At 74.5% G+C, this 15,594-nt stretch carries 10 protein-coding genes; 6 read left to right on the top strand and 4 right to left on the bottom strand.

Annotated elements, in window-relative coordinates; genetic code table 11:
* Positions 1 to 250: 250 nt before the first annotated feature.
* Positions 251 to 3,769, bottom strand: coding sequence for a ribonuclease E/G (locus tag CPE01_RS08085; RefSeq protein WP_246783808.1), 3,519 nt, complete (start codon positions 3,767 to 3,769; stop codon positions 251 to 253).
* A gap of 458 nt (positions 3,770 to 4,227) precedes the next feature.
* Here CPE01_RS08085 and CPE01_RS08090 point away from each other — a divergent pair, with 458 nt between their 5' ends.
* From CPE01_RS08090 to CPE01_RS08110, 5 genes are read left to right on the top strand one after another with little or no spacing between them, the layout of a single operon-like run.
* Positions 4,228 to 5,754: a cytochrome ubiquinol oxidase subunit I gene (locus CPE01_RS08090; RefSeq protein WP_146806136.1), complete on the top strand. Its 1,527-nt coding sequence runs from the start codon at positions 4,228 to 4,230 to the stop codon at positions 5,752 to 5,754.
* A gap of 22 nt (positions 5,755 to 5,776) precedes the next feature.
* Positions 5,777 to 6,865 (top strand): cytochrome d ubiquinol oxidase subunit II, encoded by a 1,089-nt coding sequence (gene cydB, locus CPE01_RS08095; protein WP_146806137.1) that lies wholly within the window; start codon positions 5,777 to 5,779, stop codon positions 6,863 to 6,865.
* Positions 6,862 to 8,544: a thiol reductant ABC exporter subunit CydD gene (cydD, locus tag CPE01_RS08100; RefSeq protein ID WP_146806138.1), complete on the top strand. Its 1,683-nt coding sequence runs from the start codon at positions 6,862 to 6,864 to the stop codon at positions 8,542 to 8,544. The genes cydB and cydD overlap by 4 nt, the downstream gene beginning before the upstream one ends.
* The gene (cydC, locus tag CPE01_RS08105) at positions 8,541 to 10,403 is read left to right on the top strand and encodes a thiol reductant ABC exporter subunit CydC (RefSeq protein ID WP_146806139.1); all 1,863 of its coding nucleotides are present in this window, start codon (positions 8,541 to 8,543) and stop codon (positions 10,401 to 10,403) included. The genes cydD and cydC overlap by 4 nt, the downstream gene beginning before the upstream one ends.
* Positions 10,400 to 12,166 (top strand): GAF domain-containing sensor histidine kinase, encoded by a 1,767-nt coding sequence (locus CPE01_RS08110; RefSeq protein ID WP_246783809.1) that lies wholly within the window; start codon positions 10,400 to 10,402, stop codon positions 12,164 to 12,166. Before cydC ends, CPE01_RS08110 begins: the two co-directional genes overlap by 4 nt.
* Before the next feature lie 54 nt (positions 12,167 to 12,220).
* Here the strand turns inward: CPE01_RS08110 and CPE01_RS08115 are convergent, their stop codons facing one another.
* Entirely contained in the window at positions 12,221 to 12,847 is a 627-nt protein-coding gene (locus CPE01_RS08115; protein ID WP_146806158.1) for a response regulator, read from the bottom strand.
* 64 nt (positions 12,848 to 12,911) lie between these two features.
* On the opposite strand from CPE01_RS08115, the gene CPE01_RS08120 reads away from it, so the two are divergent.
* On the top strand, positions 12,912 to 13,868 hold the full coding sequence (locus tag CPE01_RS08120) for an NAD(P)-dependent oxidoreductase (protein WP_146806140.1): 957 nt from the start codon (positions 12,912 to 12,914) through the stop codon (positions 13,866 to 13,868).
* A gap of 30 nt (positions 13,869 to 13,898) precedes the next feature.
* On the opposite strand, the gene mutM is transcribed toward CPE01_RS08120, so the two are convergent.
* Both mutM and rnc read right to left on the bottom strand, forming a co-directional pair.
* Positions 13,899 to 14,864: a bifunctional DNA-formamidopyrimidine glycosylase/DNA-(apurinic or apyrimidinic site) lyase gene (mutM, locus tag CPE01_RS08125; RefSeq protein ID WP_146806141.1), complete on the bottom strand. Its 966-nt coding sequence runs from the start codon at positions 14,862 to 14,864 to the stop codon at positions 13,899 to 13,901.
* Positions 14,865 to 14,903: 39 nt separating this feature from the next.
* The coding region (gene rnc, locus CPE01_RS08130) for a ribonuclease III (RefSeq protein WP_146806142.1) at positions 14,904 to 15,594 on the bottom strand (691 nt) is incomplete at its 5' end.

Raw genomic sequence — 15,594 nt, forward strand, 5'->3', positions numbered from 1 at the left:
CGGTCCAAAGTTCGCGGTGCCTGCCTGCGCCCGCGCACGTCCCTCTCCGTCCGGTCTGGACCGGGGCCGTGGGGGTGTCGCGTCGGCGCCGTGCTGGCGGCACACATGACTGGCGCGCACAGACGCGCCGAGGTTCTAGGTTACGGACCCCACGCCGCAGGGTCAAACCTGCGCGACGCCAGGTGCGACACACCTGCCGCGTCGGCGAGGGGCTCGCAGCCACGTACCCGCGAGGCCCCTCGTCGCGCGGTCACTTCTCGCTGTCCGCCGCGGGCTCGTCGGTGTCGAACGTCACGAAGACGGACGGGTCCACGGGCGTGAGCTCGAGGTGCTCCTCGCGCTCGGCCGCGCCCCCGCGCAGCGTCGCGAGCTCGGCGAGCACGTCGAGCGTCGGCTGGCCGTGACCGGCCCGCGCCTCGTGCTCGTCGGCGGCCGGCGCACCCGCGGGCTCGGGCGCCGTCTCCGCGGCGGGCACGTGCCCCGCGTCCGGCGTCTCGACGGCGGGGGCCTGCGCGTCGCCCGCCTGCCCGTCGGCCGCGAGCGCCGCTCCCCCGTCGGTCGACGCCACCTGCTCGTCGGACGGGTGGTGGTCGTGCAGCTCGTGCGCGTGCGCCGCGGCGGCCGCGATCGTCGCGAGCGTCGCCTTCACGGCCGACCGCTCCTGCGGGAGCACCGGCACGGGTGTGTGAGCCGCGGCGGGCGCGGGCTCCTTCGCGCCGCGCTTGCGGCGCGAGCGCTTCGGCTCGTCCGACGACGGTGCGGGCTGCTGCGCGCCGGAGTCCGGGCGGGCGTTCTTCTCGACCGGGTCGCTGTGCACGATGAAGCCGCGCCCGTGGCAGTGCTCGCACGTCTCCGAGAACGCCTCGACGAGGCCCTGCCCGACCCGCTTGCGGGTCATCTGGACCAGCCCGAGCGACGTCACCTCGGCGACCTGGTGCTTGGTGCGGTCACGACCGAGGCACTCCACCAGGCGGCGCAGCACGAGGTCACGGTTCGACTCGAGCACCATGTCGATGAAGTCGATGACGATGATGCCGCCGATGTCCCGCAGCCGGAGCTGGCGGACGATCTCCTCGGCCGCCTCGAGGTTGTTGCGCGTCACCGTCTCCTCGAGCGTGCCGCCCGAGCCGGTGAACTTCCCGGTGTTGACGTCGACGACGGTCATCGCCTCGGTGCGGTCGATCACGAGCGAGCCGCCCGACGGGAGCCAGACCTTGCGGTCCATGCCCTTGACGAGCTGCTCGTCGATCCGGTGCGCCGCGAAGACGTCGCCGGTGCCCGTGTACTTCGAGATCTTGCGCGCGAGGTCGGGCGCGAGCTCGTCGATGTACGACGAGATCGTCGACCAGGCCTCGTCGCCCTGCACGACCAGCGACGAGAAGTCGTCGTTGAAGATGTCGCGGACCACGCGGATCGCCATGTCCGGCTCACCCTGCAGCAGCGCGGGGGCCGAGGCGGTCTTCGACTTCTTCTCGATCGCCTCCCACTGCGACTGCAGCCGCGCGATGTCGCCGCGCAGCTCGTCCTCGCTGGCGCCCTCGGCCGCGGTGCGCACGATCACGCCCGCCGAGTCGGGGACGATCTCGCGCAGGATCTTCTTCAGGCGGTTGCGCTCGGTGTCGGGCAGCTTGCGGCTGATGCCGGTCATGCCACCGCCGGGCACGTACACGAGGTACCGGCCTGCGAGCGTGACCTGCGACGTCAGGCGCGCACCCTTGTGCCCGATCGGGTCCTTGGTGACCTGCACGAGCACCGAGTCACCCGACTTGAGCGCCTGCTCGATGCGGCGCGGCTGCCCCTCGAGGCCCGCGGCGTCCCAGTTGACCTCGCCCGCGTACAGGACCGCGTTGCGGCCCTTGCCGACGTCGACGAACGCCGCCTCCATGCTGGGCAGCACGTTCTGCACGCGGCCCAGGTAGACGTTGCCGACCATGGAGGCCTGCTGCTGGTTGGAGACGTAGTGCTCGACGAGCACGCCGTCCTCGAGCACGGCGATCTGCGTGCGGCCGGACAGCTCGCGCACGATCATCGAGCGCTCGACCGACTCGCGGCGCGCGAGGAACTCCGACTCCGTGATGATCTGGCGACGACGACCGGCGTCGCGGCCCTCACGGCGGCGCTGACGCTTGGCCTCGAGGCGCGTCGAGCCGCGCAGCGCGGTGACCTCGTCGCTCCCCCGACGGCGGGGCTCGGCGGCCTCGCCCTCACCCGAGCGCGCACCCCGACGACGGCGCCGACGACGCCGGCTCGAACCCGACTCGTCCTGCTCGTCCTGCTCGTCGGGCTCGTCGCCGGTCTCGGGCACGTCCTGCGGCTCGTCGGCCGCGGCCTTGCCCTCGTCGTCACGGTCGGCGGCCTCGGGACGACGACGTCCGCGGCCTCCACGGCGGCGACGACGACGCTGTGTCGGCTGACCGTCCTGCTCGTCCTGCTGCTCGTCGCCCTGGGCGTCCTCGCCCTCGTCCGGCTCGACCGCCTCGTCGGCGGGCGTCTCGGCCTCGTCGACGCGTGCGAGCTCGTCCTGCTCGTCGCCCGCGGGCGTCTCCTCGGCGCGCTGCGCACTGCCGCGGCCGCGACGGCCCCGGCGACGGCTGGGGCGCTCGTCGGCCTGCTCGGTGCCGGCGCCCTCGGGCGTCTCGGTCGCGGCGCCCTTCTCGTCCTCGGCGCTCTCGGCGTCGCCGAGCGCCTGGCGCGCGGCCTGCGAGATCTCCTCGGGCGAGCCCGCGCTCGACGTCACGCGACGACGGCGAGGACGCGCCTGCGCCGGGTCGGGCGCCTGGAACAGCAACGCGGTGGTCGCCAGCCGCGGGGCGACCCGCTCCTGCCCCGCAGCCGCAGCCGGGACAGCCGTCTCCACCACTGCCGTACCCGTCGCGTCGGTGCTCGTCGGGTCGGTGCTCGTCGGGTCGGTGCTGGTCGCGTCGGTGCTGGTCGCGTCGGAGGCGGAGTCCTCGAGCTCCTCGTCCTCGGGCGCCTCGTCGTCCTCGGGTGTCTCGACGACGGGCTCGGGCTCCACCGGAGCCGCCGCGCGACGGCTGCGCCGGCGGGCGGGCTTCTTCTCGGCCGACACCTGCTCCGCTGCGTGCTCGGTCGCCTGCTCAGCCGGCTGCTCGGCGGCAACGTCGTCCGCGGTGGCGTCGGCGGCAGCCAGGGCGACCTCGGGCTCGGGTGCGGCGACCGGACGCGTCGCGGCGCGACGGCGGCGCGCGGGCTTCTCGGGCGCGGCGACCTCGGTCGTCGCAGCAGCGGCGTCCTGGGCCGCGGCGCTCGGCGCCTCGCCCTGCTCGGCGCTGCCTGCCTTCTCGGCGCCGCCTGCCTGCTCGGTGCTCTCCGCCTGCCCGGTGCTCTCCGCCTGCTCGGTGCTCTCCGTCTGCTCGGCGCTGCGCGCAGCGCGCTTGCGGCGGGTCGGTCGGGCGGGCTCTGCGGCATCGGCCGAGGACACCGGCGACGGCGCGTCGCCGGCCGCCTCGCCCACCCCGGGCTCGCCCGACTCCGTCGTCGTCTTCGCCGACGTCCTCGTGCGCGAGGTCGTGGACCTCGTCCGGGTGGCCTTGGCCTTCGCGGGCTTCGCCTCGGCGCTCGGCTCGGCCTCGGGAGCGGCCTGAGCAGCCGGTTCGACGCTGCTCGTCGCGGCGGGCGTCTCGACCACCGCGTCCGGTGCGGCCGCGGGTCGCGACGCGCGGCGGCGACGCGGGGGTGCGGCTGCCGCGCCTCCCCCGTCCTGCGCCGGTGCACCTGCTGCGAGCTCGGGAGTGTGCTGTTCGGTCACGCGAAGCGCTCCTGGGTACCGGGAACCACCGTCCACACGTGTGGCGGTCCTCGGTCGGTCGGTCGTCATCCACGCGGAGCGTGATGACGGAAGTCGTCGGTCGCGGCCGCACACCGGGCCGCGCGCGCGCCTTCGCCTGCCTCGTCCGTCCGGGCCCGGTCGGGCCTCTCGACGGTGCGGCGGCGGCTGGCGCGCGCAGCGCACTGGGTGCGAGCTCACGGGTTCGCCGCGCGGTGTGGACGCTCGTCGAACCGCGGCAAGTATCGCACAGAGCACCCGAACCGGCGCGGTCCCGACGCGCGGCCGGATGACGACAAGTCGTCAGCACCCGGGACCTTCGTCCCGGCCGCCGCCGAGCGCCCGTCCTAGCGTTCCCCTCGGGTGGGAAACCGCCTGCAGGTCCGCCCTGCGCTTCGACGCCCGCCCCCCGCTCGCCGCCCGCACCGCACGGAGAACACGTGGACGCCCTCGACCTGGCCCGCTGGCAGTTCGGTATCACGACCGTCTACCACTTCATCTTCGTCCCGCTGACGATCGGCCTGTCGCCGCTCGTCGCGATCATGCAGACCCTCTGGTACCGCACGGGCAACGAGCGGTGGCTGCGGCTGACCAAGTTCTTCGGCAAGCTGCTGCTGATCAACTTCGCGATCGGTGTCGCCACCGGCATCGTGCAGGAGTTCCAGTTCGGGATGGCGTGGAGCGAGTACTCGCGCTTCGTCGGTGACGTGTTCGGCGCACCGCTGGCGATGGAGGCGCTCGCCGCGTTCTTCGTCGAGTCCACCTTCCTCGGGCTGTGGATCTTCGGCTGGGACAGGCTGCCGAAGAAGATCCACCTCGCGTGCATCTGGGCGGTCGCGCTCGCGACGAACCTGTCGGCGTTCTTCATCCTCGCGGCGAACTCGTGGATGCAGCACCCGGTGGGCGTCGAGTACAACTTCGAGACCGGGCGCGCCGAGATGAACGACATCGGCGCCGTGCTCACCAACCCGACCGTGCTCGCGGCCTTCCCGCACACGATCACCGCCGCGCTGCTGACCGCCGGCACGTTCGTCGCCGGCATCGCCGCCTGGTGGATGGTCAAGAAGGTCCGCTCGGGCGACACCGCCACGGCGCGCGACGTCTACCGCCCCGCGGTGATCCTCGGTCTCGTCGCGATGCTCGTCGGAGGCGCCGGGGTCGCGGTCTCGGGCGACCAGCAGGCCAAGCTCATGTTCGAGCAGCAGCCGGCGAAGATGGCGGCCGCCGAGGGCCTGTGCGAGTCCACCGACGGCGCCTCGTTCTCGATCCTCGCGATCGGCGACCTCACCAACGACTGCGACGGGGTCCGGCACCTCATCGAGATCCCGGGCCTGACGTCCTTCCTCGCGACCAACGACTTCGACGCGCCCATCCGCGGCGTCGACGAGCTGCAGGACTACTACGCGCAGTGGATCCGGGACTGGGAGGAGGCCAACGGCGTCGAGGCCACGTTCGACGACGACACGCGCTTCTACCCGAACCTCGCGATCACCTACTGGTCGTTCCGGCTCATGATCGGGTTCGGCATCGGCTCGGCCGCGCTGTCGCTCGCTGCGCTGTGGCTGCTGCGCAAGAAGGGCACCGTCACGGACAAGCAGTGGTTCGGCACGCTCGGCGTCGCCGCGATCGCCACCCCGTTCCTCGCCTCGGCGTTCGGCTGGATCTTCACCGAGATGGGCCGTCAGCCGTGGGTCGTCGCGCCGAACCCCGACCCCTCGGGCGTCGACGGCGTGTGGCTGCTGACCGCGCGCGGCGTCTCGGTCGTCACGAGCCCCGCGACGATCCTGATCTCCCTGATCGGCTTCACGCTCCTGTACGGCGTGCTCGCGGTGGTCTGGTACCGCCTCATGCACCGCTACGCCGTCGAGGGCGTCGCCGAGAGCGAGAAGGACCCGAGCCCCGAGGCGCGTGCCGCCGCCGGGCGCGACGGCTCCGACGACGACTCGACCCTGTCCTTCGCCTACTGAGCCGCGACCCGGAGACATCACCATGGAGCTCACGACCGTCTGGTTCGTCCTCATCGCGGTCCTGTGGACCGGCTACCTCGTCCTCGAGGGGTTCGACTTCGGTGTCGGCATGCTGCTCGGGATCCTGCCCAAGAAGGGCGACAAGGAGCGCGAGCGGCGCGTCATGATCAACACGATCGGCCCGGTGTGGGACGGCAACGAGGTGTGGCTGCTCACCGCGGGTGGCGCGACCTTCGCCGCCTTCCCCGAGTGGTACGCGACCCTCTTCAGCGGGTTCTACCTGCCGCTGTTCCTCATCCTGCTGGCACTGATCGTGCGCGTCTGCGCGTTCGAGTGGCGCGGCAAGATCAACGACGCCCGCTGGCGCGCGTGGGCCGACCGCGCCCTGATCTTCGGTTCGTGGCTGCCGTCGGTCCTGTGGGGCGTGGCGTTCGCGAACATCGTGCGCGGTGTCGAGCTCGACGCCGACCACCAGTACGTCGGCGGGTTCTTCGCGCTGCTCAACCCGTTCGCCCTGCTCGGCGGCGTGGTGACCACGCTGATCTTCCTCACGCACGGCGCGATCTTCCTGGCGCTGAAGTCCGACGGTGACATCCGCCGCCGCGCGGGCGACTTCGCCGCGCGCTCGTCGGTCGCCACGCTCGTCGCCGCGGGCGCCTGGGCGATCTGGCTGCAGCTCGCGTACGCCGACGCGGCGTGGACGTGGGCTGCCGTCGCGGTCGCCGCCGTCGCGCTCGTGCTCGTCGTGCTCGCCGCCCGGGCTCGCCGCGAGGGTCAGGCGTTCGTCGCCTCCGCCGTCGCGATCGTCGCCGCGGTCGTGCTGATCTTCGGCTCGCTGTTCCCCGACGTGATGCCCGCGTTCGACGCGGCGAACTCGCTCACGGTCGACAACGCCGCCTCGACGGACTACACGCTCACGGTCATGACCTGGGTCGCGGTGATCCTGACCCCGATCGTCCTCCTCTACCAGGGCTGGACGTACTGGGTGTTCCGCAAGCGCCTGACCACGGAGCACATCCCGGCGCACACGGGTCTGACGTTCCGCCGTGACGAACCCGCCGCTGTCGCCGGTGCGTCGTCGGGCGAGGGGTCCGGCACGATCAAGGAGTGAAGCCCCTCGACCCACGCCTGCTGCGCCACGCGCGCGCGGCACGGTGGTACGTCGCCCTGACCGTCGCGCTCGGCATCCTCACGGCCGCGCTCGTCGTGGCCCAGGCGCTCCTGCTCGCCCGCGCGCTGGGCCGGACCGTGGACGACGGCGCCGGCCTGGGCGGCGGCGCGGCGTGGGACGCGGTCGCGCCGCTCGTCGGCTGGCTCGCACTCGTCGTCGCGGCGCGCGTGCTCGTCACGGTCGTGCAGGAGCGGTACGCGCACCGGGCGGCGGCCCGGGCGATCGCGGAGCTGCGCGAGCAGGTCGTCGCCCGCGCGACCGCGCTCGGGCCGCGCTGGCTCGGCGACGGGCGCGGGCCGGAGGTGGTCACGCTCGCGACGCGCGGGCTGGACGACCTCGAGCCGTACTTCGTGCGCTACCTGCCGCAGCTCGTCCTGGCCGCGACCGTCACGCCTGCGACGCTGCTCGTCGTGCTGGGGCTCGAGTGGGTCTCGGCGGTGATCCTGGCCGCGGTCCTCCCCCTCGTGCCGATCTTCATGTGGCTCGTCGGGGTCTTGACGCAGGGTCGCGCGGAGCGCGGCCTCGCCGCGATGCAGCAGCTGTCCGCGCAGGTCCTCGACCTCATCGCGGGTCTGCCTTCGCTGCGCGCTCTCGGCCGCCAGCGTGGCCCCGGGGCACGCGTGCAGGCGCTGGGCGACGCGCACCGCCGCGCGACGATGGGCACGCTGCGGATCGCGTTCCTGTCGGGCATGGTGCTCGAGCTGCTCTCGACGCTGTCGGTCGCGCTCGTCGCCGTCGCCATCGGCCTGCGCCTGGTCGAGGGACAGCTCGACCTCGTGACGGGCCTGGCCGTCCTGGTGCTCGCCCCCGAGGTCTTCGCGCCGCTGCGCGCGGTCGGCATGCAGTTCCACGCCTCGACCGACGGGGTCGCGGCCGCGCAGGCCGCGTTCGAGATCCTCGACGAGCCCGTGCCCGACCGTGCCGGGGCCGCCCCGTGCGACGACCTGCGGCGCACGCCGGTGCGCGTCGAGCACGTCAGCGTGCACAGCGCGCGCGGCCAGACACCGCGCGACCTGTCGTTCGCGGTCACGCCCGGCCGCGTCACGGCGCTCGCCGGGCCGCCCGGGTCCGGCAAGTCCACCGCGGTCGAGGTCCTGCTCGGGCTGCTCACGCCCGACGAGGGCCGCGTGCTGGTCGGCGACCGCGTCGTCGTCGCGGCGCACGAGCCCGCGACGGTCGACATCGCCTCGTACTGGCGCCAGGTGACCTGGCTGCCCCAACGGCCCGTCCTCGAGCCGGGCACGCTCGCGCAGGTCGTCGGTGGGGACGACGAGCGGCGTGCGCAGGCGGCGGCGGTCACCGGGCTCGACACGGTCGTCGGGGAGCTGGCCGACGGCTGGTCCACGAGCGTGGGCAGGGGCGGCCACGGCCTGTCCGTCGGTCAGGCCCAGCGCGTCGCCCTGACGCGCGCCCTCGTCGGCTCCGCGCCGCTCGTCGTGCTGGACGAGCCGACCGCGCACCTCGACGACGCCGCCGAGCGGGTCGTGCTGCGCACCGTCGAGGCGCTGCGCGACGCCGGACGCGCGGTCGTCCTCGTCGCACACCGGCCCGCGTTGCTGGCCTGCGCGGACGACGTCGTGACGCTCGACGTCGAGCACCTCGCGGCGGTCGAGCGATGAGCGCGCCGAGCACGGCGACGCGCACCGTGACGCGCCCCTGGCCCGACGCGCTCGGCACGCCCCCGCGCGGCACGCTGCGCCGTGCCGTCGGCCTGCTCGAGGTCTCGCGCAGCAGGTTCCTGCTCGCCGTCCTCCTCGGCACGCTCGCGCTCGGGTGCGCGGTCGCCCTCGCGGCGGTGTCCGCATGGCTGATCGCCCGGGCGTCGCAGATGCCGCCCGTGCTCACCCTGTCCGTCGCGACCGTCGGCGTGCGCGCGTTCGGCATCGGGCGCGGCGTGCTGCGGTACGTCGAGCGGCTGGTCTCGCACGACCTCGCGCTGTCCGGCATGACGCGCCTGCGCACCACGCTGTACGAGCGCCTCGCGGACGGTCGGGCCGGCGCCGTGCTGGGCGTGCGCCGCGGCGACCTCCTCGCGCGGGTCGGTGCCGACGTCGACGACGTCGGCGACCTCGTGGTGCGCGGGCTCCTGCCCGCGTCCGTCGCCGTGACGCTCGGGGTCGCGACGAGCACGGCGATGATCCTCATCTGGCCCCCGGCCGGGCTCGCGCTCGTCGCGTGCCTGCTGCTCGCCGGCGTGGTCGCGCCGTGGCTCGCGGGTCGGTCCGCACGCGCGACCGAGCGCCGCGGAGCGCAGGCCCGCGCGGACGTCAACGCCGAGGCGCTCGGCCTGCTCGACGACGCCGGCCCGCTCACGGTGGCCGGTCACGTGCCGGCGCGCCTGGCCGCGCTGCGCGACGCTGACCTGCGCGCACGGGCCGCGGTCGACGCCGGTGCGGGGGCGTCCGCCGTCGCCGCGGGCCTCGGCCTGCTCGCGACGGGGATCGCCGTCCTCGCGGCGCTCGTCACGGGCGTCCCGGCGGTCGGCGACGGTCGCCTCGACCCCGTGCTCCTCGCGGTCGTCGTGCTGACGCCGCTCGCCGCGTTCGAGGCGACGTCGGTGCTCCCCCAGGCTGCGGTCCAGGTCCACCGGTCGCGCGCCGCCGCGGCGCGGATCCTGGCACTCGTCGACGCCGCGGCAGAGGGGCCCGCGGCCACCGCCGACGGCACGGCCGCCGTCGCCCTGCCGTCCGACACCGCAGCCGGCAGCCGTGCCACGGCCGGACCGACGCCGCACGACTCGCCCCGTGCCGACGACGACGCACCGCCGACGCACCTCGTCGCGCACGGGCTCGTCGTCGGCTGGCCGGGCGGTCCGACGCTCGTCGCGGGGCTCGACCTCGACCTGCGACCCGGACGGATGGTCGCGGTCGTCGGCCCCAGCGGGACGGGCAAGACGACGCTGCTGCTCACGCTCGCCGGCCTGCTGCCCCCGCAGGGCGGCTCGCTGACGGTCGACGGCGGCCCCGTGCAGCCCGGTGCGTCGGTCGCCCTCACGGCCGAGGACGCGCACGTCTTCGGTACGAACGTGCTGGAGAACCTGCGCGTCGCGCGCGGCGACGTGACCGAGGACGAGGCACGCGAGGCGCTCGGGGCCGCGGGGCTCGGACCCTGGCTGTCCGGCCTGCCGGACGGGCTCGCGACCCTGCTCGGTCCCGACGGCCGCACGCTGTCCGGCGGTGAGCGCCGCCGCCTCCTGCTCGCACGCGCACTGGTCTGCCCCGCCCCGCTGCTCCTGCTCGACGAGCCGACCGAGCATCTCGACGTCGCGGGCGCCGACGCGGCGCTGCGCGCGCTGCGCGGCCGCGCCGACCGGGGCGTGCTGATCGTCACCCACCGGCTGACCGGGCTCGACGTCGTCGACGAGGTCGTGCGGCTCGCCGACGGTCACGTCGCGGCGCGCGGGACGCACACGGACCTGATGGAGCGGGACGCCGACTACCGTGAGGCCGTGTGGCACGAGCACGAGGAAACTCCATGAGCGACGACGGCGTCACCGACATGGCCGGCGAGGACGGGCTGGTCCCCGTCGCGGGCGTCCCGTTCACCGGTGGCGTCATGTCCGACTCGCACGCGAACCCGGTCCCGCTGACGGGAGACGCGCTCACCGACCTGCTCGACGCGATCCTCGCGGTCGCGAGCGAGCTCGAGCTGCCCGCGGTCCTCAACCGCTTCGTGCAGGTCAGCGCCGAGCTCACGGGCGCGCGCTACGGCGCCATCAACGTCCTCGACGGGAACGGCACCTCCACGACGTTCGTCTACACGGGCATCCCGACCGCGATCGCCCGCATGATGAAGCACGCGCCGCACGCGCGCGGCGTGCTCGGCCAGATCCCCGCGGTCGGCGCGCTGCGCCTGACCGACCTGCGCGAGCACCCGGCGTTCCAGGGCTGGCCGTCGAACCACCCGCCCATGGGCTCGTTCCTCGGCTCGTCGGTGCGCGTCGGTGAGCACGTGTTCGGCCAGCTGTACCTGTCGGAGAAGCCCGGCGGCTTCACCGAGTCCGACGAGCAGACGGTGATCGCCCTCGCGGCCGCCACGGGTGTCGCGATCGAGAACGCCCAGCTGTACGCCGAGTCCGCGCGACGCGAGCACTGGCTGCGCGCCGGCCAGGAGATCACGACCATGCTGCTCGAGGGCATCGACGAGGAGGACGCGCTCGCGCACATCGCCGCGACGGCGCGGGCCGTCGCCGGTGCCGACACGGCCGCGCTCGCGCTCCCCGGCGTGGGCGGGCGGCTGTTCATCGAGCTCGCGGACGGGCACAACGCCGACCAGCTCGTGGGCGTCGCGATGCCCGAGCACGGCCGCGCGTGGACCGTCATGACCGAGGGCCACGGGCTCCTGACGCCGTCGCTGTCCGCGTCGCGCAACGTCAAGGTCGAGCAGATGCGCGCGTTCGGCCCGGCGATGTTCGCGCCGCTGCAGACCTCGGGTCGCGGCGTCGGCGTGCTGATCCTGCTGCGTCGCGTCGGCAGCCTCCCGTTCGAGGAGAGCGACCTGACCACCGCGGAGTCGTTCGCGTCGCAGGCCGCCCTGGCGTTCGTCCTCGCCGAGGCGCGGCACGCGCAGGACATCGCGGCGCTGCTCGACGAGCGCGAGCGGATCGCCCGGGACCTGCACGACATGGCCATCCAGCAGCTGTTCGCCACCGGCATGCAGCTCGAGACCGTCCGCCGGCGCGCGGCGCGCGGCGTCGACCCCAGCGAGCTCACGTCGATCGTCGAGGAGGCGCTCGACAACGTCGACTCCTCGGTCCGTGAGATCCGCACGATCGTGCACGCGCTGCGCGACCCGGACGCCGCGACGGGCGTCGTCGAGCGGCTGCGCCGCGAGGCCTCGCTCGCGCGCACCGGCCTGGGCTTCGCCCCCTCGCTCGTCGTGACGCTCGACGGCTCGCCGTTGTCCGACGACGGGCTCGACGAGGACCGCCTCGACGAGCGCGTGGGCGTCGCGCTGACCGACGACGTCGTCGCGGTCGTGCGCGAGGGCCTCGCGAACGCCGCGCGGCACGCGCACGCGCAGTCCGTCACGGTGCGCGTCGACGTGCGCGGCCAGGGTCCGCTGGGCTCGGTCCGCATCGAGGTCGAGGACGACGGCGTCGGCCTGCCGGCCAAGCGGGACCGCCGGTCCGGGACCGGCAACCTCGCCTCACGCGCACGTCAGCACGGCGGCACGTTCACCATCGGCACGGCTCCGGCAGGCCGCGGCACGCTCCTGAGCTGGCAGGCGCCGCTCGGCTGAGCGGGTCGCGAGCCGACCGGCCGCCGCTCCGCCAGGGCGGCGCGGGCCGAGGGCTCAGTGCCCCGGCTCGGCCCGCCAGCTCGAGTGCTTGCGGGAGGCGACCCACGCCGCGACCTGCGTACGGCGCTGCAGCCCCATCTTCGCCAGGAGCGACGTGATGTGGTTCTTGACGGTCTTCTCCGCGACGCCCAGACGCTCGGCGATCTCGCGGTTCGACAGGCCCTCCCCGATCAGGTCGAGCACGCGCAGCTCGCTCGGCGTGAGGTTCTCCGTCGGGTCGTCCTGACCCGCACGACGGCGCGTGACCGTGCGCTCGTCGAGCAGCGTGCGACCCGCGGCGACGCTGCGGATCACGTCGGTGATCTCCGCGCCGCGCACGGACTTCAGCAGGTAGGCGGCGGCACCCGCCTCGAGAGCGGCGGCGAGCGCGTCGTCGTCGTCGAAGGACGTCAGGACGATCGCACGCGCGTCGGGCTTGGCCTCGCGCACCTGCTTCATGAGGTCGATCCCGGTCCCGTCGGGGAGCTGGAGGTCGACGAGCATGACCTGCGGGTGCACGAGCGTCGCGCGACGGACACCGTCCGCGACCGACCCGGCCTCGGCGACGACCGTCATCCCCTCGGTCCGCTCGACGACCTCGGCGATCCCTCGGCGGACGACCTCGTGGTCGTCCACGATCATGACCGTGATAGGTCCCTGCTTCGGAGCAGCGTCAAGGTTCGGCACGGTGGCATCGTATCCAGCCATGAGGACGATCCTGGTGCCCACCACGCTCGAAGAGCGGGTGGACCTGCCCGCAGGTTGGCGTGCCCGCACCTACGACCCGGCGCTCCCCCTGCCCGTCGACGCCCGCGACGCCGAGGTCCTCGTCGTGTGGGGCAACCGGCGCGCGGCCCTCGCCGAGGCGGCCCGGACGCTCGGCGACCTGCGCTGGGTCGCGTGCCTGGCGGCCGGGACGGACGCGGTCGACGACGCAGGGTTCGACGCGTCCGTTCTGGTCACGTCGGGCCGTGGGCTGCACGACGGCCCCGTGACGGAGCACGCGCTCGCGCTCGTGCTGGCCTGCGCGCGCCGCGTGCCGGACCTGGTGCGCGCGCAGGACGAGCGTCGCTGGGCGGCCGAGCTCGGGGGCGTGCAGCCCGTCCACGACACGCGGTTCCGCACGCTCACCGGCGCGCACGTGGTCGTGTGGGGCTTCGGCTCGATCGCGGCGCGCCTGTCTCCGCTGCTCGTCGCGCTCGGCGCGAGCGTCACGGGCGTGGCGACCACCGCGGGTGAGCGTCACGGGTTCCCGGTCGTCACGCCCGACGAGCTGGACGGCGTGCTGCCGTCCGCGGACGTGCTCGTCGGGATCCTGCCCGCCACGCCGCAGACGCGGCACGCGATCGGGGCGGACGTGCTCGCGCTGCTGCCCGAGCGGGCGTTCGTCGTCAACGTGGGCCGGGGCAGCACGCTCGACGAGCGCGCCCTGCTCGACGCCGTGCGCACGGGGCGCCTCGCGGGGGCCGCGCTCGACGTGTTCGACCGTGAGCCGCTGCCGCCGTCGAGCCCGCTGTGGAGCGAGCCGCGGATCCTGGTGAGCCCGCACGCCGCCGGCGGCCGCCCGCAGCACGCCGGGGCGTTCCTGACCGAGGCCCTGCGCGCCTACGACGCGGGCGAGCAGCCGCCCAACGTCGTCACCCGCGCGTCGACGGCGCGCTGACCGGGACGACCCGAGCGGTCGGGTCCGCGCCTACGCGCGCGGGCCCGTCCCGCGGCCCGCCGGGGCACTGCCCGTCCGCGGGGTGCGCGGCGCGGGCTGGCAGCGCGGGCAGAACGCCGCGCTGCGGTTCATGAACTCCACGCGGCGGATCGGCGTGCCGCAGCGCGGGCACGGGCGACCCTCCTGGCCGTACACCGCGAGGCTGCGGTCGAAGTACCCCGACGCCCCGTTGACGTTGACGTACAACGCGTCGAAGCTCGTGCCGCCCTGCGCGAGCGCCTCGCTCATGACCTCGGTCGCCGCGTCGAGCACGCGCACGACGTCGACCGGACGCAGCCCCGCCGTCGCGCGCGCGAAGTGCACCCGGGCGCGCCACAGCGCCTCGTCGGCGTAGATGTTGCCGATGCCGGAGACCAGGCCCTGGTCGAGCAGCGCGCGCTTGATGCCCGTGCGCCGCGCACGCACGGCCCGCACGAGCGCGCGACGGTCGAGCGCCGGGTCGAGCAGGTCGCGCGCGATGTGCGTCACCGGCTCGGGCACGGTCGGGGACGACGAGCCACGTCCGCCGGGTGCGCCGTCCGGGGTGGGGACCAGGTCCTGCACACTCAGGTGCCCGAACGTGCGCTGGTCGACGAAGTCGAGCGCTCCGCCGTCGTCGAGGTGCAGGCGCACCCGCAGATGGGGGTGCGGTGAGGCGTCGTCGGTCGCCACCGCGTCCGCCGGGCGCACGAGGAGCTGACCGCTCATGCCGAGGTGCACCATCAGCGCCTCGTCGCTCTCGCCGTGCGCCGTCTGCAGCGGCACCCACAGGAACTTGCCGCGCCGCACCGCGGCCGCGAGCGTACGGTCCTGCAGGCGTCCGGCCAGGTCTGCGGGACCGGCGAGGTGCCGGCGCACGCTGTAGTCGCGCCGCACGTCGACGCGCGTGACCCGGCGGCCGACGACGTGGCGCTCGAGGCCGTCGCGGACGGTCTCGACCTCGGGCAGCTCGGGCACGGCTCAGCGGCTCCTGCGCATCGGGAGGTCGGGCACGTGTCAGCCGGCCGGAGTGACCAGGCCCGCGTCCGCCACCGACTCGGCCGCTGCGGTCTGCTCGAGCCGCTGCAGGGCCTCGTAGGCAGCCTGGGCCGCCTGCTGCTCGGCGAGCTTCTTCGCGGGGCCGACCCCTGTGCCTCGCACCTCGCCGCCGACGACGGCGTGCGCGGTGAATGTGCGCGCGTGGTCCGGGCCCTCGCCCTGCACGTCGTAGTGCGGCGCACCGAGCCCGAGCCCGGCCGAGAGCTCCTGCAGCGAGGTCTTCCAGTCGAGCCCCGCACCGAGGTGCGCCGCGTTCGCGAGCGTGGGCCCGACGAGGCGCTCGACGATCGCACGCGCCGTCTCGAGCCCGTGCGACAGGTAGATCGCCCCGAACACGGCCTCGAGCGTGTCCGACAGGATCGAGTCCTTGTCCCGGCCGCCCGTCGCGAGCTCACCCTTGCCGAGCAGCACGTAGCGACCCAGGTCGAGCTCACGCGCGACGCCGGCGAGACCCCGCTGCGAGACCGTCGCCGCGCGCATCTTCGCGAGCGAGCCCTCGCTCTCGTCGGGTCGCGAGCGGTACAGCGACTCGGTCACCACGAGCCCCAGGACGGTGTCGCCGAGGAACTCGAGGCGCTCGTTCGTCGGGATGCCACCCGCCTCGTGCGCGAACGAGCGGTGCGTCAGGGCGAGCACGAGAAGCTCGGGG

The organism is Cellulomonas persica, assembly GCF_007989825.1.
GTDB classification, from domain to species: Bacteria; Actinomycetota; Actinomycetes; order Actinomycetales; family Cellulomonadaceae; genus Cellulomonas; species Cellulomonas persica.